Below are 25,304 nucleotides of genomic sequence, written 5' to 3'. Positions count from 1 at the left end.
TTGGCGGGGGCGACCGCTCTGTCCACCACCGAATACCGCCCGGGCCGGTCAGTGACCGGAATACCCTCTGATCCAAGGTGACTCCGCCGGACACGGGCGATGTGATCGTCGATTCCTGAAGTCGGGTGTCGCCGGCGGGTCTGGCCGGCGGGGCCGCGGTCTCGGTCGGACGACCAGTTATTTCCGGTGAATGTCCCAAAAGTTCCTCACGGTTGGTTTGCTATCCGCTATCCTCACTCCCGAGGCACCGCTGGAATCCGAAAAATAGTGCAGGCCAACGGTATTGAAATCGGCATGCGGGCCGGCGGAACGGCTGGTTGCCGCGTCGTCGGTGCTTCGTGTGGTAGCCGTCCGGACAGCAAGGAAACACTGTGCACGCACGCTCCCTCGTCGCCGCACTCGGCGCGCTCGCCGTCACCACCGCGCTGGCCACCGGCACCGCGGACGCGACCCCCACGCTCACCGTAGATACCGCCCGAGAAACCAATGGCAATGCCGTGATCGGCGTTACCTACCAGTGCACCTCCGGTTTCGGCGCGGAACTGTCGGTGACGGTCCGAGCCACGCCCTACCTCGGCTCGGGAGTCAACGGCAGCTCCCTCGCCCCGGTCAACTGCATCGGCCAGCCCCAGCAGACGATCGTCACGATAAATCCCGTTCAACTGTTCGGCGAGTCGCCCAAATTCCAATCCGGATCCATCACCGACGTGACGGTCACCGTCCTCGACCTGACCCTGAATTCCCCTGTCACCACAACGAAGCGCCGCTTCGACCACCTCGGCTGACGAACCTCGGGCGGGACTTCATCGTTGTCTGAGGTCGTGCCCGTGTTCGGTGGTGGAGGCGGGCACGACCGGTGCCAGGTGGGCGGGTTCTCAGGCGCGGCGGCGGGTTGCGAAGGCGGTGCCGCCGAGTGCTCCTGCGGCCAGGGCGATTCCGATGCCGCCGAGCCAGCGGGCGGTGGTGTCGTGGTCGGCGGTCGCCGGGGTGGTCGGCTTGTGGTCGGAGCCCTTCGGCGCGAGATCCAGTGTGGGGACCGGGCGTTCAGGTTCGGTGCCGTCCGGCCACAGCGTTCGCGGCCAGCATTGTCCATCCGGCGACGCCGGACCCTTCGACGGTGGCGTGGGAATGATCCGCGACGGTCGCCATCATCAGCGCATTGTGCGCGAGGAACTGCCCTGCTCCGAGCGCCGCGACGAGCCGGACCCGCCCGCGCCCGGCGGGAGATCCGACTGCGGCGCCGTCGGCACCGCTGACCATCAGAAGCAGTGTCAGTGCCGCCGAATGCGGCAGGGCGCCCTCGAAGCCATGGGCCGCTAGGCCAATAGGCCACACAGAATTCCGGCCAGGCTGCCACGTATTCGGTCACGCGACGGAGCGCCGGCACACGCGCGCACAACCATCGTCGACAACCTTCACAGACAAGCCAGAGCGGAATGGATTCGCGAAGACTATAACCGCTCCCTCCCCCGGAATTCTCGAAATCCCTTCCGCGCCTTGAAATCAACTCGACCACAAGGCCAATTCCCTTCTGAACGGAAGAGATTCGGCGGCCAGCCCAACTGGTTCGATACCGGGCGGCGGGTTATAGATATCCGCTCTGAAATCAGTGACATAGTCTACGGAGAGCACAAGGTTGTCTCCGATCCCGTTCAGACGAAGGAGTGACCGTTTCGATGAAGAATTCATTGATATATCGAGCCGGGTTCACCGGCGTCGCCGCGGCCGCGGCGGTCGTGATCGCGGCCGCACCCGCGGGTGCCCACGTCAGCGTCTCCGGGCCCGATGCCGCTCGCGGCGGTTCGGCCGTATTGACGTTCCGGGTGCCGAACGAGTCGGCCACCGGCAGTCCGACCACCGCACTGACCGTGCAATTCCCGGCGCTGACGGAGGTGAACACCCAGGCGATGCCGGGCTGGCGTGCCGAGGTCGCGCGCGACGCCGATCACAAGGTCACCGGCGTCACCTGGACCGCGGACGCAGGCGGCGGCATCGGCCCGGGACAGTTCGGGTCCTTCGCCGTGCTGGCCGACGGCCTGCCCGATACCGATTCGATCACCATGCCCGCCACCCAGACCTATGCGGATGGGCAGGTCGTGAAGTGGGACCAGACCTCGTCGGGTGGCTCCGAGCCCGAGAATCCGGCTCCGGTACTGCAATTGGCTCCGAAGCAGTCCGGGACGGCCGGTCACGGAGATATCAAGACCGCGATGCCGCAGTCCCCGTCGGAGAAGGACACGACGGCCCGCTGGCTCGGCAGCATCGGCATCGTGCTGGGTGCACTGGGCCTGCTCGGCGTCCTCGGCCTCGGATTCGCCCGCCGCAAGTCCTGACGCATTACCCGACCCCGCACCGCGGCCGACCGGTACGCCCTACCTGGGCACATACCAGTCGGCCGCGCGTCTCGGTCAGCTGATCATCCGCCGAGACCGCGGAGCTGTTCGAGACCGGATTCGCCCGGACGAGGCCGCGCGCAGACGCCGGCGCGGAAGGGATTAGGTGCACCAGCACCGAGAACGACACCCGTGCCCCACCACGCGACCATGCCCAGCGGCCGACACCGCGACGGCGATCACGGCGAAAATCGCCGCCCGCACGGCACGCGACACCGGGGTCACGAGTGGGTCGGTCATGGCACGATCCATCGTCGCATCACCACGCGAACGCCTGTGCCAGAGGGCTTCTCGACCTCATGTCATCCCATGAATGCGGTGGCGAGATCGGGCACACGTCGATACGACGACGCATGCCCCACCCGGGTTCAGCACCGCGGCGCGCTCATACCGGCCGGCAGGCAGGATTCATTCCGACGGGGCCGAGGTCCAGCGCTGCTCGACCTTGGCCCAGCGCCAGTAGGCGACGGCGATGATCCAGGCCAGCACGAACAGTCCGACAATGCCGAATCCGACATTGTTCAGGTTGATTCCAGCGATCCAGTCGGTGATCGGGTTGACGAAGTCCGCGTCGTCGTGGAGGACGGTGATCAGTTCGATGGAGCCGACGACCAGCGCCACCGCGATCGACAGCGCGGTGATGGTCAGGTTGTAGTAGATCTTGCGGATCGGTTCGGAGAAGGCCCAGTCGTAGGCCACATTCATGAACAAACCGTCGAGGGTGTCCATCAGGCTCATGCCCGCGGCGAACAGCAGCGGCAGCACCACGATCGCGTACCAGGGCAGCCCGGCCGCGGCCCCGGAACCGGCGAGGGCCAGCAGGGCGACCTCGGTGGCGGTGTCGAAGCCCAGCCCGAACAGCACGCCCACCGGATACACCTGGGCCGGCCGGCGCACCGCCCGCATGATCGGGCCCAGCAGCCGGGCCAGCGCACCACGGGCCTGCAGGGCGGCCTCCAGCTCCTCGGCATCGAACTCGCCGTGCCGGCTGCGCTGGAACACCCGCCAGATCCCGATCAGCGCAACCACATTGAGCAGCCCGATCAGATAGAGGAACGATCCGGACGCCACCGTCGAGACGACGCCCAGGGTCTTGCGGGTCGGCGAGTCGTCGTCGACCAGCTCGCCGACCACCCGGGCCCCGGCCACCACCAGCGCGGCCAGCACGAACACGATCGTCGCGTGCCCCATGGCGAACCAGAACCCCACCGACTTGGGCCGCTGCCCATCGGCCATCAGCTTCCGGGTCGTATTGTCGATCGCCGCGATGTGGTCCGCGTCGAACGCGTGCCGGAGGCCGAATGCGTACGCGGTGAAACCCAATCCGACCCCGAACACCTGCGACCCGAGCTGATAGCTGTGCGGCGCCACCGCCCCGAACAGCAGCCCGAACGCCACCACGTGGATCGCCGCGACCACCCCGAGCAGCACCCCCGCCTCGATCCAGTCCCGCCTCGACCAGTCGTGCAGGACATGCCGCAACCGGCGGCGCACGGGGACAGCGGAATTCGAACCGGGATCGACAGACATGCGCGCAGAGACCTTCTCGGGGAACCCGCGTCCCCGCACGTAGGGCTGTGGCGATGTGAGGTCTGACTCCCGTACCACCGCAGCGGCCCGGACACAGTGGCGCGACCGTCCCGGATTCCCACCGGGTTCCCACCATCGTCACAAAATGTTCGCCCGACTATACAGAGCAGCGCCAACGACCCCGCCGGGCAGCAGGCCCGGACGATCCCGCGCCCGAATGACATCGGATTCGTGATGGACCGTCTCCGGACGAGCGGGGACCGTGATGCGGGGAGACCGGTCATGAGTACTTAAGTACGACAGATTCCCAAGTCCGGCATTCTTCATAACGTTGTGCTCATCAAGTTCACACCAGCAAGGAGAACCGACATGAGCGACATCAACGAACTCGTCCAGCGCTACCTCACCGCCTGGAACACCACCGACGCCTCGGCCCGGGCGGCCCTGGTCGCCGAGTTGTTCACCGACGACGCCGAATACACCGACCCGCTGTGCTCGGTCCGCGGGCACGCCGGGTTGGATGCCACCATCGCCGCCGTCCAGGCCCAGTTCGCCGGACTGGAGTTCAGCCTCGGTGCTCCGGTCGACGCGAACCACCACATCGCCCGCTTCACCTGGCACCTCGGCACTCCGGGCGCGGAGCCCCTGGTCGTCGGTTTCGATGTCGCCGCCCTCGCCGAGGACGGGCGCATCGAACGCGTCTACGGCTTCCTCGACAAGGTTCCCGCCGGGGCTTGATCGCTGCGCCGCAAGCAGTTCGGAGGCGCGACGGTCGGCGATTGCCGGAACTCCAGCGAAGCCGGGTGGCCGCTCGATGCGGGGCGGCCATCCGGCCGACGTTGATCAGCGGTAGGAACCGGCGCTCAGGTCGGCTGTTGCGCTGGGGCCCTGGGGGTTCCAGCCGAGATCGGCGCGGGCCGCGTGACCGGTGACGGATTGGCTGAGGGCCAAGGCTTCGGCGAAGGGAACGCCGAGGGCGGCTTCGGCTTCGGCGAGAGGCCAGATCACCGGATCGCCGGAGACACCGGCGGCCTGGGCCGCAGCGGTGGCGAGGTCGAGCACCGAGACGGCGGGCTCGGTGATCGCGTGCCAGATGGTGCCCGCCGGAGCCGATTCGACGACCTTCACGAAGAGCTCGGCCAGGTCGTCCACATGAACCGTGGGCCATACGACAGTGGAGTCGGCGACGACGACCGGAGCATTGTGCTTGCGGGCGAGATCGACCAGGAGAGCGGGGATTCCGCCATTGCGGCCGTGCACGATGCCGGGGCGGATGACCGCGGCGCGGACGCCCGCATCGGCGAGGGCGAGGACCTGGCGTTCGATGACCGGGCGGTAGCCGACGATGGGAATGGCGTTGGTGGCCGCGGATTCGTCGGCGCCATCGGTCGCGCCGAGGACCCAGACGCCGCTGGTGTAGACGAAGGGCTTGCCGGTGCCGCGCAGCGGGTCGGTGAGGGCGGCGATGGCGGCGGCGTCCACGTCCGCGTCTCCACTGGGGGTGGCGAGGTTGACCACGGCGTCGATATCGGGAGTGACGGCGGCGGTAAGGGATGCCGGATCGGCGAGATCGCCGGTGCGCGTCTCGAATCCGGCCTCGCCGTCCTTACCCGGCCGTACCAGCGCCACCACCTCGTGGCCCAGTCCGGTAAAGCGTTCGGCGACCGCGGAACCCAGGTAGCCGCCGGCCCCGATGATCAGTACTCGCATGAATCTTCTCCTCCATCTCGGCCACCCGGCCGTCTTCACGACAGCCTCGTCGGCCGCACTGGTATTCCGCTGTCAGTGGGTACGTTCTCGATTACCAGCGAACAGCACATCAATTACCGGCGAACAGCACGCGATTCGCGTACGCGGTGTCGAAATATTCACGGGCTTCCACGATTCGACCGTCGGCGACGCGGAAGGCGATGACGACATCGTTGACATACTGCGCGCCCGCCACGGTGGTCGCGCGGGTGGTCCACTCTGCCACGGCGCGGTCCCGATCGGCGATCACGCCACGCACCTCCTGGCTCATGGGTTTGGTGGTGTCGAAGCGCGCCAGCATGGCGGGCAGGAAGCCGTGGAAGATCTGATCCGGTCCGACCCAGGTGCCCGAGGTCGGCAGGTCCCCGGCCAGCGTCCAGGTGGCATCGGGCGCGAAGAACTCGCCGTGCCGCTCGACCGCCTCGCCGCCCTGCAGCGCGCGAATGTAGTTCTCGATCACCGTCCGGGTCTCGTCTGTGCTGCTCATGCCATTCAGTTCACTGGAAGTCCCCAGCTCGACCAAGAGGCAGCTCACACACTCAGCGATAAAGAACGCTTATCGATGCAGGGTGCCGGACCACCGACACGGGAAAGCGCCCGTGGCGTCGGGCCACGGGCGCTTTCACGCTCGGAGAGTCAGTCCTTGACCAGTGCGACGCCGGACGCGTCCAGGGCCTCGGGCGAATCCTCGACCGGCTCCGGCGATTCGGCGCGGTTGGGCAGCAGCACCGCCATCACGATGACGACCAGCGCCAGCGCCGCGGAGACCGCGAACGCCAGCCGCATGCCGGACAGGTGGGCGTCGAGCGGGTTGGCGCCGCCATCGGTCAGATGAGTCGCCCGCGACGTCATGACCGTCACCACCAGCGCGGTGCCGAAGGCGGCGGCCACCTGCTGCAGCGTGCCCAGCATCGAGCTGCCGTGCGAGTACAGGTGCATCGGCAGCGCGCCCAGACCCAGCGTGAACACCGGCGTGAAGGCGGCGGCCAGCGACACCATCAGCAGGACGTGCAGCGCCACCAGCGCCGGATACGGCGTGGTCAGCGAGAGCTGCGTGAAGCCGACGAGGGCGGCGGTGATGCCGATCGCGCCCGGAATCACCAGGACGCGACCGCCGAACCGGTCGAACAGCCGACCCACGGTCGGACCGAGCAGACCCATGGCCAGACCGCCGGGCATGACCAGCAGACCGGTCTGCAGCGGGCTCAGGCCGCGCAGGTTCTGCAGGTACAGCGGCAGCAGGATCATCGAGCCCATCATGGCCAGGAAGGCCACGGCCATCAGGACCAGCGCCTTGGCATACGTGCCGGACAACAGGATTCGCAGATCCATCAGCGGGCTGCCGGTGCGCTGCAGGTACACCTGACGGAACACGAAGATGGCGACCAGGGCCACACCGCCGGCGACGATCAGCGCCGGAGTGAGCGCGCTGCCCGCGCCGAACTTGCTCAGGCCGTACACCAGCCCGCCGAAGCCGAGGGCCGCGAACGCCACGCTGAACCAGTCGATCGAACCCGCTTGCGGCTCACCGACGTTCTCCAGTTTGCGCAGCCCGAACCAGGTCACCCCCGCGGCGATGGGCAGCACCAGCGCGAACAGCCAGCGCCACGAACCGATCTGGAGCACCAGGCCGGAGATGACCGGGCCCATGGCCGGGGCGACCGAGATGGCGAGGGTGACATTGCCCATCACGCGGCCGCGGTCGTGCTCGGGGACGACAGTCATCAGGGTGGTCATGAGCAGCGGCATCATGACCGCGGTGCCGCCGGCCTGGACGACCCGGCCGATCAGCAGCACCGCGAACGACGGCGCGATCGCGGCCACCGCGGTGCCGAGGAGGAAGACACCCATCGCGAGGGAGTACGCGCGCCGGGTACTGACGCGCTGCAGGAACCAGCCGGTCACCGGAATGACCGCCGCCATGGTGAGCATGAACGCCGTGGACACCCACTGCGCGGACCGCTCGGTCACGTGAAGATCCGTCATGAGCCGCGGAATCGCATTGATCATGATGGTCTCGTTCAAGATCACCGTGAAGGTCGCGAGCACCAGCAACCGGATGACCGTTGGCGTCCGCTGCTTGGTCGAGCTAGCGGATAGATCGGGCATCGGAAAACCTCCGGGGGTGTTCGTATTCGAGGGGTGACGCGGAATCGGCGACAGTGCCGTCCGGGGGGCCATATCCATGCAGACGGGGACAGATCGCTCAACTCATCGGTCTCCGGTCAGTATTCCGGCGGGGTCCGACAGAATTCATCCGATTATCGGGTGAACCGCGGCCCCATAGCATGCTGAAAGTGTGCTGTTACCAGCACTTATCGAACTCGGCAAAATTGCCGAGTGAGGCAGGTCACGTTTGGCGGGACGGGAGCTCGGATCGGTCCCCAGGTCCGGAACCCGCCATGATGGAGGGGGATGCCCCGCCGCGATGGTGCGGTGCGGGGCGGGAGGGTGTGAGAACGACCGTGGCCGAACACATTCCGCAGCTGCGTGGACGCGAGCGCGAACAGCAGGCGCTCGACACCCTGATCGAGGGTGCGCGCGACGGGCGCAGCGCGGCGCTGGTGCTGCGCGGTGAACCCGGGATCGGCAAGACGGCGCTGCTCGGATACGCCGCCGCGCGGGCGGACGCCGTGCGGGTGCTGCGGGGCACCGGCGTCGAGGTCGAGGCCGAATTGCCCTTCGCCGGACTGCAATTGCTGCTGCGCCCCGCCCTGGACCGGCTGCCCGGCCTGCCCGAACCGCAGCGGGCGGCGCTGGCGGGCGCACTCGGCCTCGGTCCCGGCGGGCGTGAGCCCATGCTCACCGGTCTGGCGGTGTTGTCGCTGCTCACGGATTATGCCGACGGCGCCGGGCTGCTGGTCGTGGTCGACGACGCGCAGTGGCTGGACCGGGCCTCGCAGGACGCGCTGCTGTTCGCGGCCCGGCGGCTGCAGGCCGAGGGTGTGGCCATGCTGTTCGGCGTCCGCGAGGGCGAGGGATCGTTCGAGGCCGCCGGGCTGCCGGAGCAGCGATTGACCGGCCTGTCCCACGAGGCGGCGGCGACCCTGCTGGATGAGCATGCGCTCACCCCGGCCGTGCGCTACCGGCTGCTGGCCGAGGCGCGCGGCAATCCACTGGCCCTGCGCGAGCTGCCGCTGGCGATGGCCGCCGAATCGACGCCGGATCTCGCCGCGGGCGCGCTGCCCCTGACCGATCGGCTGCGGCTGGCCTTCCACGGCCGGATCAGTCGGCTGCCGGAGCCGACCCAGACCCTGCTGACCGTGCTGGCCACCGATGAATCCACTGAGCCCGCCGTCGTGCTGCGTGCGGCGGCGAGCCTGGGAGCGGGCATCGATGATCTCGCGCCCGCCGAGGCTGCCGGACTGTTGCAGCGCGGGACCGGCGCCGACCTGTCGATCACGTTCCGCCATCCGCTGATTCGCGCGGCGGTGTACCAACGTGCCCCGCTGGGACAGCGATTGGCGGTGCACCGCGCCCTGGCCGACGCGCTGGACGCGCCGGAGCAGGCGGATCGGCGGGCCTGGCATCGCGCGGCGGCGGCCCTCGGTACCGATGCGGAGGTGGCGGATGCCTTGGAGCGCAGCGCTGTTCGCGCGCGCGAACGCGGCGGGCACAAGGCGGCGGCCGCCGCCTACGATCGAGCGGCCCGGCTCAGCGATCGGCCGGAGGATCGGACGCGACGTCAGGCGCTGGCCGCCCAGGCGGCGCTGGAGTCGGGTGATCTGGAGCGGGCGGCCGAGCTGGCCCGGCGCACGGCTCGCGAGGTGAGCTCGGAATCGTTGCGCGCCAGTCTTTCCCAGGTGCGGGCGCTGGCCCTCTTCTGGCAGGGCAGGTTTCCGGATGCGCACCGGCTGCTGATCGACGCGGCGACGAGCATCGCGGCCACCGAACCCGCACAGGCGGCGGACATGCTGGTGCAAGCCATGCACACCGGGTGGTATCTGGGCGAGGCCGATTTGCGGGAGGTCCTCGAACACCTTGCGGATCTGCGGTTGCCGGATGCGCTGCCGGTGGTCCCGGTAGTGCGGTTCATCGGCCGGCTGTTCGAACGTGGCCCGGGCCAACCCTTGGCACTGACGGACATTCTCGGCGAAATCCGTTCCCGGGGAGAGGTTTCCGACCAGGTGCTGTCGATCCTCTGCGGCTTCGCGCTCGCGCGCGGCCAGGACGGGCCCGCCTTCGATCTGGCCATGTCCCTGGAAGGCAAGCATCGCGCCGCCGGTGCCGCCGGGCGACTGCCGACCGTCCTCTTCTTCGCCGGCGAGGCCGATATCTTCACCGGCCGCCTGCGCGATGCCCGCACCGCGACGGTCGAGGCCCGCGACCTCGCCCGCGACACCGGACAGCAGCAGTGGGTGCGCCAGCTCAGCAGTGTGCTGGCGCATCTGGACGCACTGCGCGGCGACGAGGACGAGTGCCGGGCGCAGGCCGAGCTCGGCCTCGCCGGGGATACGCCGGGAGCGATCGCGCCGGGCGCACCGTGGGCGCACTGGTCGCTGGGACTGCTCGACCTCGGGGCCGGGCGAGCGGAATCGGCGCTGTCGCGCTTCGAGCGTTTGACGAAATCGCCGTTCGATCATCATATTTGCGCCACCCGGGCGGTGCCGGATCTGGTCGAGGCCGCCGTGCGCATCGGGGCCCCGGAGCGCGCCGCGGCGCCTCTCACGAACTTCGCCGGCTGGGCGGAGTCGGTGGGACAGGGCTGGGCCGATGCCCTGGTGCTGCGCTGCCGCGCGCTGCTGGACGACGAGAATGCCGAAGACCTGTACGCGAAGGCGCTCGAGCTGCACGACCGCGAGGCCCGTCCCATCGAATTCGCCCGTACCGCTCTGCTTTACGGCGAATGGCTGCGCCGCGCCCGCCGCAAGGCCGAGGCGCGCACCCGATTACACGAGGCCCTCGAGGTCTTCGAACGGCTGGAACTGGACCCGTGGGCCAGGCGCGCCCGCCACGAGCTCACCGCGGCCGGCGCACCGGATTCCGATCCGGGTCCGTCGCGCAGTACCGCGACCGGCCTGACCCCGCAGGAATTGCAGATCGTCCGCCTCGCCGCGCAGGGCCTGTCCAACCGCGACATCGCCGCCCAGCTGTTCCTGAGCCACCGCACCGTCGGCTACCACCTCTACAAGGCGTACCCGAAGCTCGGCGTCACCTCGCGGGGCGAGCTGAAGGATATTGCCGCACAACTTCATTGATCATCGTGCCTGCCGGGTCATGCCTTGATGAACTCGAGCAGGTCCTTGTTGAGCTGCTCGGCGTGGGTGACATAGAGCCCGTGCCCGGCGGCCTGGTACTCGCGGTAGGTCGCACCGGGCAGCAGCTCGGCGGTGCGGCGGCCGGTCATGTCGATCGGCGCCGAGAAGTCGGCGTCGCCGTGCACGATCAGCGCCGGAACGGTGATGCCGCGCACCGCTTCCCGGCTGTCGGCGTGGAAGACCGCCTCCTGGATCTTCAGCGTCGCCCACGGCGCGGTCGACAGGCACTGCCGGTAGGTGAGGTCCGACTGCTCGGGCGACACCTCGGTGCCGAACTGCTCGGCGAAGTACAGCTGCGACTGCCGGGCCAGCCACTTGGGCCGGTCGGTGCGGATGCGGTGCAGCGTGTCCTCGAGCACCGCCACCGGAGCACCGCCCGGGTTGTCGTCGGTGAGCTTCAGGAACGGCAGCATCGAGCTGACGAAAGCCACTCGCGCCACCCGGGATTCGCCGTGCCGGGCCAGGTAGCGGGCGATCTCCACGCCGCCGGTGGAATGCCCGACCAGGGTGGCCTCGGTCAGGTCCAGGTGGTCGAGCAACGCCGCCAGGTCGTCGACGGTGGTGTAGAGGTCGTAGCCGCCACGCGGCCGGTCGGAGCGACCGTGGCCACGGCGGTCCAGCGAGATGCAGCGGTAGCCGAGGTCGGCGAAGAAGGGGATCTGGTACTCCCACATATCGGAAGCGAGCATGGCTCCGGCGACGAACACGATGGCCGGTCCGGTGCCGTAGTCCTCGTAGGCGAGCGTGGTGCCGTCGGTGGGGGTGGTGAAGAACATGGGAATCCCTTTGGCTCGGATCGCTGGGTCGAACTTGATGGACACCACGTTATGAAGATCCGCGTGACCGGGAATCTGTCGTACTTAAGTACTCGCAACCGGTCTCCCGGCACCCGTCGACGGGTGCGTTCGAACGCCCAGTCCCACCATCGGCCGGAGCATCGGCATACGATTGGCAAACCAGTCGGAAAAGGCCCGGTCAGCCGGATTCGACCGGGATACAGTCAGGAGTCACCGATGACCAAATTCCTGGTGATCTACAAGTCGGATCAGTCCGCTCGCGAGCGGATGGCCCAGACCACCCCCGAAGCCCAGGCGGCGGGCATGAAGGCCTGGATGGACTGGGCCGGGCGGGCGGGGTCGGCGATCGTCGATCTCGGGTCGCCGCTGGGACCCGGATCCCTGAATGCCGACGGCGGGATCGGCGGCTTCTCCATCCTGCAGGCCGACTCCAGCGAAGCCCTTCAGGAGGTGCTGAAGGGCCATCCGCACACCGAATGGGGTGGCACCATCGACATCTATGAATTCCTGGCCATGCCGGGCATGTGACGACGGGAGTTAGTGCACGCCCTCCATGTGGCGGCTGATCCAGGGCGCGACGGCCCAGACGATCGCGCCGACGGCCATGGCCACCAGGCCGGTGATGCCGAAGTACACCAGTTCGTGGGACGGGTCGTAGAACTTGGACAGCACGCCCGACATCGAGGTGCCGATGCCGACCGAGAAGAAGTACAGGGCCATCATCTGAGCGCGAAAAGCGTTGGGGGCCAGCTTCGTCGTGACCGACAGACCGATCGGTGAGAGCATGAGCTCCGAGACCGCGAATGCGCCCAGGATGAAGAACACGATCACGAACGACACCGACTTGCCGTGGCTGCCCGCGAACAGGGTGAACAGCAGGAAGGCCGCGCCCATCCCGATCACGCCCAGCGAGAACTTGCGCGGGGTGCTCGGGGAGCGCATGCCCAGTCGGGTCCACATGATCGCGAACAGCGGCGACAGCGCGATGATCCACACCGGCTCCATGGAACCGATCCAGTTCGACGGGGCGGTCCAGCCGAAGATGGACCAGTTGATGCGCTCGTCGGAGTACACCGCCAGCACGGTGAAGATCTGCTGGAACAGCGACCAGAACACCGCGTTCGCGACGAACAGCGGCATGTAGGCGCGCACCCGGGTGCGCTCGATCGGGGTCACCTTTTCGCTGGTGAGCATGATGGCGAAGTAGGCGATCGAGGCCACGACGATCACGAAGGTGGTGGCGTCGGGCAGGTTGGACAGGGTCACCAGCTTGGCGGTCCAGGCGAAGGCGACCACCACGAGGATCGCGGCGAAGGCCGTTACAACCTTGGGGATCGCGGTGCGCGGCAACGGGTTCGGCACATCGCGGCCGTGCTCGCCCAGGTTCTTGCGGAAGATGACGTACTGGGTGAGGCCGATCGCCATACCGATGGCGGCCGCGCCGAAGCCGTAGTGGAAGCCGACGTGATCCTGCAGCAGGCCGGTGATCAGCGGACCAGCGAAGGCGCCCAGGTTGATACCCAGATAGAACAGCGTGAAGCCGCCGTCCGCGCGCGGATCGTCCTTCTCGTAGAGGGTGCCCAGCAACGAGGAGGCATTCGCTTTCAAGCCACCCGATCCCAGCGCGACCAGCACCAGACCGACGCCGACACCGGTCAGGCCGGGCAGGATGGCCAGCGCGATGTGCCCGGCCATGACGACGACGCCGCCGTAGAAGACGGTGCGCTCCGAGCCGAGCAGCCGGTCCGCGATCCACGCGCCGAGCACGGTCGACAGATAGACCAGACCGCCGTAGGCGCCGACGATGCCGGTGGCGGTGGACTTGGCCATATCGAGGCCGCCGTCGGTGGCCGTGTAGTACAGGTAGTAGCCGAGAATCGTGAGCATTCCGTAGAACGAGAACCGTTCCCACAATTCGACGCCGAACAGATTCGCGATACCGATGGGGTGGCCGAACAGGGTCCGTTCAGTGGCCGGTTTCGCGTCGTGAGCTACTCCTGACATACCGGCGACCCTCCCATAAAAGGCAATCCGACAGCAACCTCAGATGTTAACCTGCGTCACAATTGCCAAGGGAATGTTCAGTACGCGCGGGGCCGAGGGGCAAATGTCCCGCAGCCGCTTGATAAGTGACCTGATCAGGCAATGGACAGTGCGATACCATCCAGGATGTCGTGTTCGCTGACAATCAGCTCGCGGATCCCGGCACGCCGCGCCAGCTCATCGGCAAGCACTTCGGCTATTACCGCGCCACCACCGATCACATCCACCCGGCCCGGATGCATGGGCCCGAGCGCGGCCCGCTCGTCGTGGTTCATGCCGATCAGCCGATCGCACACCTTACGCAGGTCGGCCAGCGGCAGGCGGGTGAGATGCACGCGCTCCGAATCGTATTCGGGCAGATCCAGCGACACCGCGGCGATCGTGGTCATGGTCCCGGCCACGCCCACCCAGGTGTGCGCCCGCTCCACCGGCACCACGCCGAACGCCTGCGCCAGCCGCTCCGAGGCGAAGAAGCGCGCCGAGGCGACCTCCTCGCGGGTGGGCGGATTGCCGTGCAGGCAGCGCTCGGTGATGCGCACGCAACCGATATCGGCCGAGTACGCAGCGTGCACGCCGGACGCGTCACCCAGCACCACCTCGGTCGACCCGCCGCCGAGATCCACCACCACGAAAGGTCCTGCGGCGCTGGACAGTTCGCCGACGGCACCGGCGAAGGACAGTCGCGCCTCCTCGTCGCCGCTGATGACCTCGGCCTGTGCCCCCGGCACCACCCGCCCCAGCTCGACGCCGGTCATGGTGAAGAAGTCCTCGCGGTTGGCGGCATCGCGCGTCGCGGAGGTGGCCACCATCCGCACCCGCGTGACACCGTGCTTCAGCATGAGGTCGACATAGTCGCCCAGCGCCACCCGGGTGCGTTCGATCGCTTCGGGATTCAGCGCACCCGTGGCGTCCACGCCCTGGCCCAGTCGCACGATCCGCATCTCCCGATGCACATCGGTCAGATGCGGCTTACCGTCGGCGTCGCGCGCGACATCGGCGATCAAGAGCCGGATCGAGTTGGTGCCACAGTCGACGCCCGCGATCCGCTCATGTGCTTCCGCACCGGGGGCCGCACTCCGCGCGAACTCTGCGTTGCTCATCCCTGACCTCTGAATTCGACTGGTTCTGAACACATCTCGCCGAGCGGACCACCCGGCCCGCGCGGCGGCGCGGCCGACTCCGGCCCGGCGCCCGGCGGCCGACTCCACGCCCTCGGCAGCCTACCCATCCTGCTGCCCGATGCGGTCGATCGAACCTCACGAGAGCGGCTGAGTCCACGCCCGGCTGCGCATCGGCGCGCGCCCGCCGGACCGGTGCAAGCCAGTGGCTCACCCGGGCGCGGCCGGCTCATTCGCCGGCGGACTCCGAATCGGTGCGGTACTCCTCGTATTTCGGCCAGTCCGCCGGAATGGCGGTGCCGCGCAGGCCGTGGTCGGCGGCCAGGGCGACGGCCTCGTCGCCGAGCGGGTTGAGGCCCGGGCCCTTGGCCAAGGAGTGGGCGATGAGGACGTGCAGGCACTTGACCCGGTCGGGCATGCCCCCGCCGGCGAAGTCGGTGCCGAGGTCCTCGATGGCATTGCGCTCAGACAGGTAGCTGTCGTACGCGGCGCGGTAGGCGGCGGCGAGTTCCGGGTCGCGGGTGAGGCGTTCGGACATGTCGCGCATCAGCCCGGTGGTCTCCAGACGGCTCGCCTCGGCGGTCAGGCGCGGGTCCGTCAGGTAGTACAGGGTCGGGAAGGGGGTGCCGTCCGGAAGCTTGGGCGCGGTCTTGACCACCGCGGGCAGGCCGTCCGGAGTGCGGTAGGCGATGGCGAGCACGCCGCGCGGAGCCCGGCCCAGTTGCTCGGCGACGATCGCGAGATCGCGCTCGCCGGGTACGTTCTCGGCTGCGGTCACCTGGGTTGTCCTTCCTCGGTGGGGGCGGGCGGCGGGGGCGCCGGTGCGGGTGGCGGGGTGGGAGCCGGGGCGGCGACGGGCTGCGGCGAGGAAACGCTGTGCCACAGCTGCGTGTACCAGGGATCGGGCTCCCGGGGTTTGGCGGGCCGGGTCGGGATGGCCGGCTGCTCGATCTCGGGGATCTGCACGATATAGGGGGTGTCCCCCGGCATCACCAGCCGCAGGCGGTCCCGGGCCTCGGCCTTGATGTAGTTCGGATCCTGTTGCTGCGCACGGCGATCGCGCAGGCTCACGACCTCCTCCTCCAGCTGGCGATGCTGAGCGGCCAGCTCGGCGGCGTCCGAGCGCTGCGTGAAATAAGTGCGCAGCGGCACCGCCAGGGTAAGCGCGAGCCCCGCCAGCACGGCGGCCAGCAGCACCGCACGACCGGTGGACAGGCCGAGGATCTTGCGTTCGTGCCGTTCGGATTTCGCGGCCGCCCTGGGGGCGGTGCGACGCTTGGGAGTCGGCTTCCCGGAGGTCGTGCGGCTGCTGCCCGAGCGCGAAGATTTCGCGGCGGCACCGGATTTCGGGACGGCGGCGGATTCGTTCCGCTTCCCGGCCGAGCCGCTCTTGGCGCGAGCGGAGCGCGACGGGCGCCGGTCACTTCGTCCTGCCGGACTAGTTCCGCGCGCCCGTCGCTCCGTCATCTCACACCTCGAAATTCAGTAGTAGTCCCAACTCTCGGGGTCCGGGTCGGGGCTCGAGCTACCGATTATTCAGCCTTCGAACGCGAATCGCGGGAAGGCGGCGTCACCGGCGTAGCGCGCCGAGTCGCCCAGGGCGTCCTCGATACGCAGCAGCTGGTTGTACTTGGCGACGCGCTCCGAGCGGGCCGGGGCGCCGGTCTTGATCTGGCCGGAGCCGACCGCCACCGCCAAATCGGCGATGGTGGTGTCCTCGGTCTCGCCGGACCGGTGGCTCATCATGGTCTTGTAGCCGTTGCGGTGGGCCAGCTCGACCGCGTCCAGGGTCTCGGTCAGGGTGCCGATCTGGTTGACCTTCACCAGGAGTGCGTTGGCCGCGCCCTTGGCGATGCCCTCCTCCAGGCGGTCCGGGTTGGTGACGAACAGGTCGTCGCCGACGAGCTGCACCTTGTCGCCGATCTGGTCGGTCAGGGAGACCCAGCCGTCCCAGTCGTCCTCGGACAGCGGGTCCTCGATCGAGACGATCGGGTAGTTGCCCAGCAGGCCGGCGTAGAACTGGGCCATTTCGGCAGCGGTGTGCAGCTTGCCCTCGAACTTGTAACCCTCACCGGTGGTGTAGAACTCGGTGGCGGCCACGTCGAGCGCGAGCGCGATCTCGCTACCCAGCTTGAAACCGGCCTTCTCGATCGCCGAGGCGATCAGGTCCAGGGCGGCACGGGTATTCGCGACCGACGGCGCGAAACCGCCCTCGTCGCCCAGACCGGTGGACAGGCCCTGGGACTTGAGCACCGACTTCAGCGTGTGGTAGACCTCCGCGCCCCAGCGCAGCGATTCCTTGAAGGTGGCCGCGCCGATCGGGGCGATCATGAACTCCTGGACGTCGACGCCGGAGTCGGCGTGCGCGCCACCGTTGAGGATGTTCATCATCGGCACCGGCAGGACGTGGGCGTTCGGGCCGCCGACGTAGCGGAACAGCTCCAGGCCCGAGGACTCGGCGGCCGCGCGGGCCACCGCGAGCGAAACACCCAGCAGGGCGTTGGCGCCCAGACGCGACTTGTCCGGGGTGCCGTCCAGATCCAGCAGGGTCTGGTCGACGGTGCGCTGCTCGACGGCGTCGAGACCGATCACGGCCGGGGCGATCTCGTCGAGGACGCCCTCGACGGCCTTCTGCACGCCCTTGCCCTGGTAGCGGTCGCCACCGTCACGCAGCTCGACGGCCTCGTGCTCACCGGTGGACGCGCCGGAGGGCACGGCCGCGCGGGTGAGGGTGCCGTCGTCGAGAGCGATCTCGACCTCGACAGTGGGGTTGCCACGCGAATCCAGGATCTCGCGAGCTCCGACCTGTTCGATGATGGCCACGAAACGACACTCCTTCGGCTGCTGACTCGGCAGGTCGCACGGCGAACCCGTGCGCTGACGAGCCTACTGTGCCGGGATCGCGCCGCCGCATCCCCCCATCGGCGCGCCCGCAAGATATACCGGCCCGGCAATGCGACACGCTCTTTCGATCCTGGCATGTCGGGCCGGAAGCGGGTTCAGACCCGGCGGCCCACGCTGTAGGCGGCGGCGCGGTAGCGGACGGTGTTCATATAACTGGTGGATTGGTTGTAGGTGAGCAGCGCCTGCTGCCAGCCGGGTGCGCCGGTGAGGTCGCCGCCCATGGCGCAGAGGTAGCGCGCGGCGGTGAGGGCCGCATCGTCGATATTGTCCGGATCGATCTTGCCGTCGCCATTGGCGTCCACACCCCAGCGCTGCCAGGTCTCCGGAATGAACTGGAACGGGCCCATCGCCCGGACGTACACGGGATTCGCCTCGGTGGAGCTCACGTCCAGAATCCGCGCGCGCCCGGGCGAACCATCCAGTGGCAGCCCGCGAATGGGTGGCGACACCGTCCCGTCATCGGCGATGTGCGATCCGCCGTGCGTGCCGTGCTGGCTCTCCACGCTCGCGATGCCCGCCAGCGTGGTCCAGCCGATCCCGCACTCCGGCTTGGACCGCGCCATCACCGCCGCCGCGTATCCGTAGGCCTCCAGGGCCAGCACCGGAATGCCGGTCGGCCCGTGCTGTTCCTCCGCCCAGTCCTGCAGCTGAATCGCGGTGCGCCCCGGCGCATCCAGGTCGATCGGCGGCAGTGGTGCGCCCGCGCCCGGTGGCATGTCGTCCGGGACGGGCGTGAGATTGCTTGTCCCGCAACCGGTCAGCAATACCAGCGCGGCGGCCGTGCCCAGCAGGCCGGCGCGGGTCAGCGGGGCCCGGAGGCCGGCCATTCGGATACGCACCCCATTCATCATCCAGATGGATCGGCGTGGAGGCGAACACCGTGAACACGGTTCGCCCGGGTCGCCGGGAACGATCGTGTTCGACCGGCCGCCGCACGGGAATCCCATACCCATTCGCTATTTCTGCGACACACCCTTAGGTAAGGCTTGCCAAAATTCCGCGGGGGTAATACCGTCTTTCGCCGAGCCAAGATCACCATGCCACCGCCCAGCCAGGAAGGCCCTCCCGTTGGTGAAAAGCGTTCTCTCCGAACGTAGTCAGCTCCACCCAGCCCAGCTCGAACGACGCGACCTGTCCGAATCCGCAGCCCGGGCAGTGCGCCACGTCGCCGCTGAGATCGCCGTCACAGTCGGGCGCTGCCCGGAGATCGCAACCACCCTCTCGCACCCGGTCCTGCTGCGACACATCGACGCCAAGTACGGACGGCTGCCCGACGCCGTGCACGAGGCCATGCGTCCGCCCGCCACCGCGGCGGGCGTGGCGATAATCAGCCGGCTTCCCGTCGACGACGAGGAATTCGGCCCGACGCCGTACAACTGGCGGGAGGCGACCGACCTGGCCGGAACCCGGACACCGCGGTCCGGCTCCTTCCAGCTCGATATCGCCATGTTGCTGCTCGCGCGGTGCGCCGGTGAACCCTTCGGCTGGGAGGGCCAGCAGGCGGGGCGGCTGGTGAACAACATCGTGCCCACGCCCGGCCACGAACACGAGCAGTCGGGCGCCAGCAGCACCGCGCTGCTCAGCCCGCACACCGAGGACGCCTTCCACCCGGACCGGGCCAACCTGCTCATGCTCGGCTGCCTGCGCAATCCCGATCGGATCGCGACCACCGTGTCCTCGATCCGGAACGCGGAACTCGATGCGGCGCAGCGGAAGATCCTGAGCACGGCGCGACTGCCGATCCTGCCGGACATCTCCTACGGCAGCGCCTTCGGCGACGCCCCGGCGCCGCCGATCGCCACCCTCGGCGACGACGCGGGCGGGACCACACTGCGTTTCGACCCGGCGTACACCCCGCTCGACCGTGCCGACGACGAATTCCGCAGCGCCTACCGGCATTTGAGCAGCGAACTCGAAAGAGTGTGCCTCGCCGCGGCTTTGGCGCCCGGAGAACTGCTCCTGGTGGACAATGACGTGGTGGTGCACGGGCGGGTGCCGTTCACCCCCCGTTACGACGGCACCGACCGCTGGCTCAAACGGGTCAATATTCGCCTGCCCCGACGCCGCCGCGACGCCGAGGCCGGGGAGGACGGCTACGGTCAGCGCGTGGTGGCACCGTTCCGCACGACCCGAGGACAGAACACGTGAACTGCCGCCCCACCCCGCTCCGCGTACTCAGCCGCAGCGACCTGGCCGACGTCCCGATCTCCCCGGCCGAGGTGGTGCGGGCCGTCGAAGACGCGTATCTCGCACTGGCGGGCGGCGATTCGGACAACCCCCGCAAACTCAGCGTCGCCCATCCCGACGGATGGTCGGTGGCCTACGCCATGCTGGGACGCGACGGGCGGCGCCGGGTGGTGGCCATGAAGACCAGCTACAAATTCGACCCGCACCACGACCGGTCGAACAAGCGGTACTTTACGACGATCTCGCTGTACGACGACGCGACCGGGAACCCGATCGCGCTGATGGACTGCGCCCGCGTCGGCGCCCTGCGCACACCCGCGGTCTCGGCACTGCTGGTGCGCGAATGCGCCCGGCCGGGAGCACGGAGCGTCCTGCTGATCGGCACCGGCACTCAGGGCCGCAATGCGCTACCCCATCTACTGGCGGCGAATCCGCAGCTGAACCGACTCATGCTCTACGGCACCCACCCGGAAGGATTGGAAGCGGTGAATCAGCAACTGCTGCACCATCATCCGCACGCCGAACTCGACATCGTGAGCGACCCGTACGCGGCGGCGCGCGAAGCGGACATCATTCTCGCCACCGCCGGGCCCGGCACCCAGGTGGCGATCGAGGCCAAGGATCTGGCACCCGGGGCGACGGTGGTACTGGTCGGCTATGGCCTGGCGCCCTCCACCCTCGTCGAGGCCGATCGCGTAATCGCCACCAGCGCAGAACAAATGGCTTTGACCGGAACCGACATGGCGGGTCCCGACGGTCGACTACGCAGGGTCGACGCCGAGCTGCCCCAGATTCTCGATCGTCGGGCGGCGGGCCGGACAACCGACGACGAACGAGTTTTCGTTTACAACAGCGGACTGGTGCTCACCGATATCGCCGTCGCACACGCGCTGGCCAACCGCGCCATCGCCGAGGGACGGGGCACCGAAGTGTCGCTCTGGGACTGAATCGCACGTTTCGCACGAACTCTCATGCAGGTTGGCTATCGCTGCCGCCCGCCGGGGACCGGGGTCGGGGGTCCACTACGGGGATGGCCGATGGCCACCCATCGCGCCCGAAAGGAAAAATGTCCGCCTCTCTAGAGACCGTGATCGTTCCCCCCGGCATAGCCGACATCACGGCCGCTCCGATGCCGGCCCACCGCCCCGACTGGGAGGAGCAGCTACTCGCCGACAAGAAGCTGTTGCGGGAAATGGCCGAAACGATCGGTGGACCATTCCACGTCATGTATCCGGACCGGATCGTCACGAATATTCAAGCCTTCCAACGGGTCTTCACCCGTGCCGATGTCGCGGGTGCGATCTACTACGGGAAGAAGGCCAACAAGGCAGCGTGTGTCGTCCGCGCCTGTGCCGAAGCCGGCTCCGGCATCGATGTCGCCAGCGTCGGCGAACTGAAGGCGGCCATGACCGGAGGCATCCGGGGATGCGACCTGATGGTGACCGGCCCCGCGAAGTCGAACCAGCTCCTGGAGCTGGCTACCCGGGCCGGGGCCCTGATCGCCGTCGACGATCTCGATGAGCTCGCACGTCTGTGCGCAATCGGCATCACCAGCCGGGTACTCCTGCGGGTCCTGCCACCGGGTTCGGACAGCCGCCTCGGAATGACGTCCGACGAAGTCGACCTCGCGCTGACTTTCGTCGACACGAGCTCGATTCGACTGGAAGGCTTCAGCTTTCACCTCAGCGGCTATGAAGTCGCACCGCGCGCCGAACTGGCCCGGGCGCTGATCGAGCGCTGCTGCAATGCGCGCGCTCTCGGCCATCCCATCACCACGATCTCCATCGGCGGCGGGTTCGGCGTCGATTACGTCCCCGCGCGGGCGTGGGAAGCCTTCCTCGGCGGCGTCAACCCGCGGTGGTTCCACCGCGACCGCGCCCCGGGCTCCTATTATCCGTACCACTGCCCGGTCCCCGGCCCAGCGATGCTGGCGGCCATTCTGGAGCATCAGGATCTGGCAAAGCTTCTGCGCCGATACGGAATTCGGCTGGCAATCGAACCCGGACGAGCCCTGCTCGACAGCGCAGGTAGCACCGTATTCGGAATCCAGGGCGTGAAAGTCAGGACCGCACATGAAGTCCCGTACCTCATCGTCACCGCGAACGGCACCAGCCTCAGCCTCTCCGAACAATGGTTCGACAGTGAATATCTGCCTGATCCCGTCCTGTGGCCGCGAAGTGCGGGAAACCTCACCCCGACCTGCGTCGGCGGCTCCTCCTGCCTCGAAGAAGACATGCTGAGCTGGCGTCGTATCCCGCTCCCCCGCCCGGCGACCACGGACGATCTGCTCGTCTACCCGAATACGGCCGGTTATCAGATGGACAGCAATGAGTCGTCATTCCACGACTTGCCCATACCGCCGAAGATAGTGCTGCGGAGCTCGCCAGATGGACGACAATTCGATTGGACCCTCGACACCGACGGTTTCCCGATCTGAACAGTTTTCGCGCTCACCGCCCGCTACACGCTCCATCGACTTTCCCGAGGAGAAGTACTCGATGCCGGTTATTGTCAGGCGAGTGTCCGAGCTCATCGGAGGTACGCCACTATTCGAGCTGGCCGTCAGCCGCCGGACCGGGACCCGGTTGCTGCTGAAACTCGAAACCACGAACCCAACCGGAACCGCCAAAATTCGGATGGCCCGGGCCATGGTGCTCGACGCGGAACAGCGCGGGCTGCTGCGCCCGGGCGGCCATATCATCGAATCGACCTCCGGGAATACGGGTTTGGGATTGGCCGTGGTGGCGCGGGAACGCGGGTATCGGTTCACGGCCGTGGTCGATCACCACGCGTGCCCGGCGAAGTTGAATGCCATGCGCGCGATGGGAACCGAGCTCGAATTCGTCTCCGACGACGGCGACGACGGCCTCTCGACCTCGGCGCGGGAAGAACGCGCGGCGCAGATGGCGCAGGAGGAGGGGCCCGGGGCCTACTTTCCCGCTCAGCACGACAACCTCGCCAATGGCGTCGGGTACCACGCACTGGCCGAGGAACTGCTCGAGGACCTCGAGCGGATCGACATTCTGGTCGGCGCGGTGGGCACCGGGGGTTCGCTGTTCGGTACGGCTCGCGGGCTGCGCGACCACGGATGCGCGCCACGGTTGGTCGGCGTGGAGCCCGAGGGGTCGATCGCCTTCGGCGGTCCGGCCCACGACTACTGGCAGTCGGGCACCGGAACGCCGCTCGGCGCCACCCCCGGCATCCATGTGGACCAGGATCTCCACCTGATCGAGGAACGCGATCGGGTGAAGGTCTCCGACGTCGACGCGTTCGCCACCGCCCGGGCGCTGGCCGCCACCGCGGGGTTGCTGATCGGCGGTTCCTCCGGTAGTTCGGTGTACGCGGCCCTGACCCGGATCGAGCAGTACCCGGATTTCTCCACCGTGGTCGTCATCATCAATGACGACGGGGAGAAGTACCTGGACACCGTTTTCGACGCCACCTGGATGAGCGACCGAGACCTGATCGATCCGGAACGCGAGACCGAGGTCGTGGAGCTGCTGAAGACCTACACACCGCCCAGCCGTCCGGACCCCGGCGAACTCACCGTGCGTCGTCACCTCCACCGTGCGTTGCCGGACAATTTCGCCGTCGAGAAGGGACTCGCCGGCGCGAGTCTGGAGGACTACGCCGACGCGAAGGTGCCGCAGGCCAACCTGATTCACCTGCTGCGCCAGGTCGACATGCCGCCGCACGAAATCGGCGAGCTGCTGGCGAGCGGCAGTGACAACAACGTCCACCTGGCCCTCGAGAAGCACCGGCAACGGCTGGTCGACCAGCGCGCGATGGTCGACCAGCTGCTCGCGACCATGCGAGGCTCGGCGTCCGGGCGGCCGGCCACCCACACCATTCTGGTGCCCGATCCGGCGCCCACCGACGCGGACGGGGCTGCCACGAAATGATCGGGGCGCTCCGGCAATCCGATGGGCGGGCGCTGACTTCGCTTGCCACGCCCATCGCTTTGACCCAGCTGGCTCAGGTTGCGGTGTCCACCACGAATATTGCGTTGATGGGGACGCTCGGGGTGCGGGAGGTGGCCGCGGGTGGGTTGGCGCTGGTGTTGTTCAACCAGATTCGGACCATGTGTGTGGGGTTGATTACCGGGACGGGTAATCAGGTGGCGACAGTGGTGAGCCGGGCCGAGAAACAGGGGCGGGGAGCCGAGGCGGAGGTTCGGGATGTGGTGCGGTCGAGCTTCCTGATCGCGACCGTCGCCGGATTGCTCGGCGGCACACTGCTCATCGGGCTCGGGTGGGTGCTGCGATGGCTGGGGCAGGATGCACAGGTACTCGCGGAGGCGCGGCCGATGATGGTCGCGCTCGCGCCTGGGTTGGTGCCGTGCCTGTGGTTCCAGGTGTTGCGGCAGTACACCGTCGGGATGCAGCGGCCGCAGGCCCTGCTACTGGTGACACTGGGGTCGGTCGTGCTGAACTTGGCGCTGGCGTTGACGTTCATGCACGGCTGGGCCGGCCTGCCCGCGCTGGGGCTGACCGGGGTCGGCGTGGCGACCTCGCTGGTTTTCCTGATCACCTTCGGGGTGTTCTGGACGATGGTGCGGCGGGATCCGAAACTCGGTGCGACACTGCCGGTTCGGATATGGCCGGTGCATGCGGCGACGGTGTGGGAGGAGTTGCGGCTGGGGACGCCGATCGCGCTGACCTACGGGTCGGAGGCGGGCATGTTCTCGGTGCTGGCGCTGGTGATGGGGAGTCTGGGGGCGGCGGCGCTGGCGGCGCACAATGTCGTCTATCAGATCGTGTACATCGTGTTCCAGGTGGCGATCGGGCTCTCGCACGGGGCGTCGATCCTGGTGAGCAAGGCGGTGGCGCGGGACGAGTTCGCGCATGCGCGGTCGGTGGCGTGGCTGGCGCTGCGGTGCGTGGCAGTGGTCGCCGGGGTCACAGGGGTCGCGTATGTGCTGGCGCCGGACCTGGTGCTGCGGCCGTTCCTCGCCGACAGTGATTCGGCCACGGTGGCACTGGCGCACACGCTGCTGCTGATCGCCATCGTCCTGCAGTTCTTCGACGCCGCCCAGAACATCGGGGTCGGGCTACTGCGCGGGCTCAAGGACACCAAGGCCGGGTTCCGGCTCTCCCTGGTCGGGTACTGGGGTGTGGGATTGCCCACGGCGCTGCTGCTCGCGTTCCCCGCGCACCTGGGCGCGGCGGGCGTGTGGTGGGGTCTGACCGCCGGTCTGGCCACCACCGCTGCCCTGATGCTGCGTCGCTTCTTCACCCTGGTGCATGCGCAGGAGCAGGCGAATCCGCGAGTGCTGGCCGGTAGCCTCGGGCATTAGCCCGACACTCAAATCTCACCTTCCCGCAA

Annotated in this window: 22 protein-coding genes and 1 riboswitch; of the genes, 10 read left to right on the top strand and 12 right to left on the bottom strand. The window is 68.2% G+C overall.

What is annotated here, in order from left to right; translation table 11 throughout:
• Positions 1-371 precede the first annotated feature (371 nt).
• Positions 372-785 carry a hypothetical protein gene (locus AB0L60_RS39590; RefSeq protein WP_364625120.1) on the top strand — a complete coding sequence of 138 codons (414 nt, stop codon included), beginning with the start codon at positions 372-374 and terminating at the stop codon, positions 783-785.
• 259 nt (positions 786-1,044) lie between these two features.
• On the opposite strand, the gene AB0L60_RS39585 is transcribed toward AB0L60_RS39590, so the two are convergent.
• Positions 1,045-1,260 (bottom strand): hypothetical protein, encoded by a 216-nt coding sequence (locus AB0L60_RS39585; protein WP_364625118.1) that lies wholly within the window; start codon positions 1,258-1,260, stop codon positions 1,045-1,047.
• A 416-nt stretch (positions 1,261-1,676) separates the two neighbouring features.
• Here AB0L60_RS39585 and AB0L60_RS39580 point away from each other — a divergent pair, with 416 nt between their 5' ends.
• On the top strand, positions 1,677-2,333 hold the full coding sequence (locus AB0L60_RS39580; protein WP_364625116.1) for a YcnI family protein: 657 nt from the start codon (positions 1,677-1,679) through the stop codon (positions 2,331-2,333).
• A 468-nt stretch (positions 2,334-2,801) separates the two neighbouring features.
• Here AB0L60_RS39580 and AB0L60_RS39575 read toward each other — a convergent pair whose 3' ends face one another.
• Positions 2,802-3,923, bottom strand: a complete 1,122-nt coding sequence (locus AB0L60_RS39575; protein ID WP_364625114.1) for a HoxN/HupN/NixA family nickel/cobalt transporter — start codon at positions 3,921-3,923, stop codon at positions 2,802-2,804.
• Between the two features lie 59 nt (positions 3,924-3,982).
• A riboswitch (cobalamin riboswitch) is annotated at positions 3,983-4,054 on the bottom strand.
• 238 nt (positions 4,055-4,292) lie between these two features.
• Between AB0L60_RS39575 and AB0L60_RS39570 the strand changes: the two genes are divergently transcribed.
• Positions 4,293-4,661, top strand: a complete 369-nt coding sequence (locus tag AB0L60_RS39570; protein ID WP_364625112.1) for a nuclear transport factor 2 family protein — start codon at positions 4,293-4,295, stop codon at positions 4,659-4,661.
• 105 nt (positions 4,662-4,766) lie between these two features.
• On the opposite strand, the gene AB0L60_RS39565 is transcribed toward AB0L60_RS39570, so the two are convergent.
• From AB0L60_RS39565 to AB0L60_RS39555, 3 genes are all read right to left on the bottom strand, one after another.
• On the bottom strand, positions 4,767-5,633 hold the full coding sequence (locus AB0L60_RS39565) for an NAD-dependent epimerase/dehydratase family protein (protein ID WP_364625110.1): 867 nt from the start codon (positions 5,631-5,633) through the stop codon (positions 4,767-4,769).
• Positions 5,634-5,742: 109 nt separating this feature from the next.
• Positions 5,743-6,159 carry a nuclear transport factor 2 family protein gene (locus AB0L60_RS39560; RefSeq protein ID WP_364625108.1) on the bottom strand — a complete coding sequence of 139 codons (417 nt, stop codon included), beginning with the start codon at positions 6,157-6,159 and terminating at the stop codon, positions 5,743-5,745.
• A gap of 149 nt (positions 6,160-6,308) precedes the next feature.
• The gene (locus tag AB0L60_RS39555) at positions 6,309-7,781 is read right to left on the bottom strand and encodes an MDR family MFS transporter (protein WP_364625106.1); all 1,473 of its coding nucleotides are present in this window, start codon (positions 7,779-7,781) and stop codon (positions 6,309-6,311) included.
• Positions 7,782-8,125: 344 nt separating this feature from the next.
• Here AB0L60_RS39555 and AB0L60_RS39550 point away from each other — a divergent pair, with 344 nt between their 5' ends.
• The gene (locus AB0L60_RS39550) at positions 8,126-10,870 is read left to right on the top strand and encodes an AAA family ATPase (RefSeq protein WP_364625104.1); all 2,745 of its coding nucleotides are present in this window, start codon (positions 8,126-8,128) and stop codon (positions 10,868-10,870) included.
• Positions 10,871-10,887: 17 nt separating this feature from the next.
• Here AB0L60_RS39550 and AB0L60_RS39545 read toward each other — a convergent pair whose 3' ends face one another.
• On the bottom strand, positions 10,888-11,754 hold the full coding sequence (locus AB0L60_RS39545) for an alpha/beta hydrolase (protein ID WP_364625102.1): 867 nt from the start codon (positions 11,752-11,754) through the stop codon (positions 10,888-10,890).
• Positions 11,755-11,943: 189 nt separating this feature from the next.
• Here AB0L60_RS39545 and AB0L60_RS39540 point away from each other — a divergent pair, with 189 nt between their 5' ends.
• On the top strand, positions 11,944-12,255 hold the full coding sequence (locus AB0L60_RS39540) for a hypothetical protein (RefSeq protein WP_364625100.1): 312 nt from the start codon (positions 11,944-11,946) through the stop codon (positions 12,253-12,255).
• 9 nt (positions 12,256-12,264) lie between these two features.
• On the opposite strand, the gene AB0L60_RS39535 is transcribed toward AB0L60_RS39540, so the two are convergent.
• The 6 genes from AB0L60_RS39535 to AB0L60_RS39510 all read right to left on the bottom strand — a co-directional run bounded on the left by AB0L60_RS39535 (position 12,265) and on the right by AB0L60_RS39510 (position 18,640).
• A complete protein-coding gene (locus tag AB0L60_RS39535; protein WP_364625099.1) occupies positions 12,265-13,731 on the bottom strand; it encodes a peptide MFS transporter in 1,467 nt (488 codons plus the stop codon).
• A 134-nt stretch (positions 13,732-13,865) separates the two neighbouring features.
• On the bottom strand, positions 13,866-14,870 hold the full coding sequence (locus AB0L60_RS39530; protein ID WP_364625096.1) for a Ppx/GppA phosphatase family protein: 1,005 nt from the start codon (positions 14,868-14,870) through the stop codon (positions 13,866-13,868).
• A gap of 247 nt (positions 14,871-15,117) precedes the next feature.
• A complete protein-coding gene (locus AB0L60_RS39525; protein WP_364625094.1) occupies positions 15,118-15,666 on the bottom strand; it encodes a DUF501 domain-containing protein in 549 nt (182 codons plus the stop codon).
• Positions 15,663-16,355 carry a septum formation initiator family protein gene (locus AB0L60_RS39520; protein WP_364625092.1) on the bottom strand — a complete coding sequence of 231 codons (693 nt, stop codon included), beginning with the start codon at positions 16,353-16,355 and terminating at the stop codon, positions 15,663-15,665. Before AB0L60_RS39520 ends, AB0L60_RS39525 begins: the two co-directional genes overlap by 4 nt.
• A 69-nt stretch (positions 16,356-16,424) precedes the next feature.
• Positions 16,425-17,711 carry a phosphopyruvate hydratase gene (gene eno / locus AB0L60_RS39515; protein WP_354833209.1) on the bottom strand — a complete coding sequence of 429 codons (1,287 nt, stop codon included), beginning with the start codon at positions 17,709-17,711 and terminating at the stop codon, positions 16,425-16,427.
• A gap of 176 nt (positions 17,712-17,887) precedes the next feature.
• Positions 17,888-18,640 carry a lytic murein transglycosylase gene (locus AB0L60_RS39510; RefSeq protein ID WP_364625089.1) on the bottom strand — a complete coding sequence of 251 codons (753 nt, stop codon included), beginning with the start codon at positions 18,638-18,640 and terminating at the stop codon, positions 17,888-17,890.
• Positions 18,641-18,863: 223 nt separating this feature from the next.
• Between AB0L60_RS39510 and AB0L60_RS39505 the strand changes: the two genes are divergently transcribed.
• The 5 genes from AB0L60_RS39505 (at position 18,864) to AB0L60_RS39485 (ending at position 25,275) form a co-directional block, all read left to right on the top strand.
• Positions 18,864-19,940 carry a TauD/TfdA family dioxygenase gene (locus AB0L60_RS39505; protein ID WP_364625138.1) on the top strand — a complete coding sequence of 359 codons (1,077 nt, stop codon included), beginning with the start codon at positions 18,864-18,866 and terminating at the stop codon, positions 19,938-19,940.
• Positions 19,937-20,926 carry an ornithine cyclodeaminase family protein gene (locus AB0L60_RS39500; protein ID WP_364625087.1) on the top strand — a complete coding sequence of 330 codons (990 nt, stop codon included), beginning with the start codon at positions 19,937-19,939 and terminating at the stop codon, positions 20,924-20,926. The genes AB0L60_RS39505 and AB0L60_RS39500 overlap by 4 nt, the downstream gene beginning before the upstream one ends.
• A gap of 83 nt (positions 20,927-21,009) precedes the next feature.
• Positions 21,010-22,416 carry an alanine racemase gene (locus tag AB0L60_RS39495; protein ID WP_364625085.1) on the top strand — a complete coding sequence of 469 codons (1,407 nt, stop codon included), beginning with the start codon at positions 21,010-21,012 and terminating at the stop codon, positions 22,414-22,416.
• 82 nt (positions 22,417-22,498) lie between these two features.
• Entirely contained in the window at positions 22,499-23,881 is a 1,383-nt protein-coding gene (locus AB0L60_RS39490; RefSeq protein WP_364625083.1) for a pyridoxal-phosphate dependent enzyme, read from the top strand.
• Positions 23,878-25,275 carry an MATE family efflux transporter gene (locus AB0L60_RS39485; RefSeq protein WP_364625081.1) on the top strand — a complete coding sequence of 466 codons (1,398 nt, stop codon included), beginning with the start codon at positions 23,878-23,880 and terminating at the stop codon, positions 25,273-25,275. Before AB0L60_RS39490 ends, AB0L60_RS39485 begins: the two co-directional genes overlap by 4 nt.
• Positions 25,276-25,304 lie beyond the last annotated feature (29 nt).

The organism is Nocardia sp. NPDC051981 (assembly GCF_040680715.1).
Classification (GTDB): domain Bacteria; phylum Actinomycetota; class Actinomycetes; order Mycobacteriales; family Mycobacteriaceae; genus Nocardia.
Note: the sequence above shows the minus strand (reverse complement) of the source record. Positions and strands in the feature narration are given on the sequence as shown.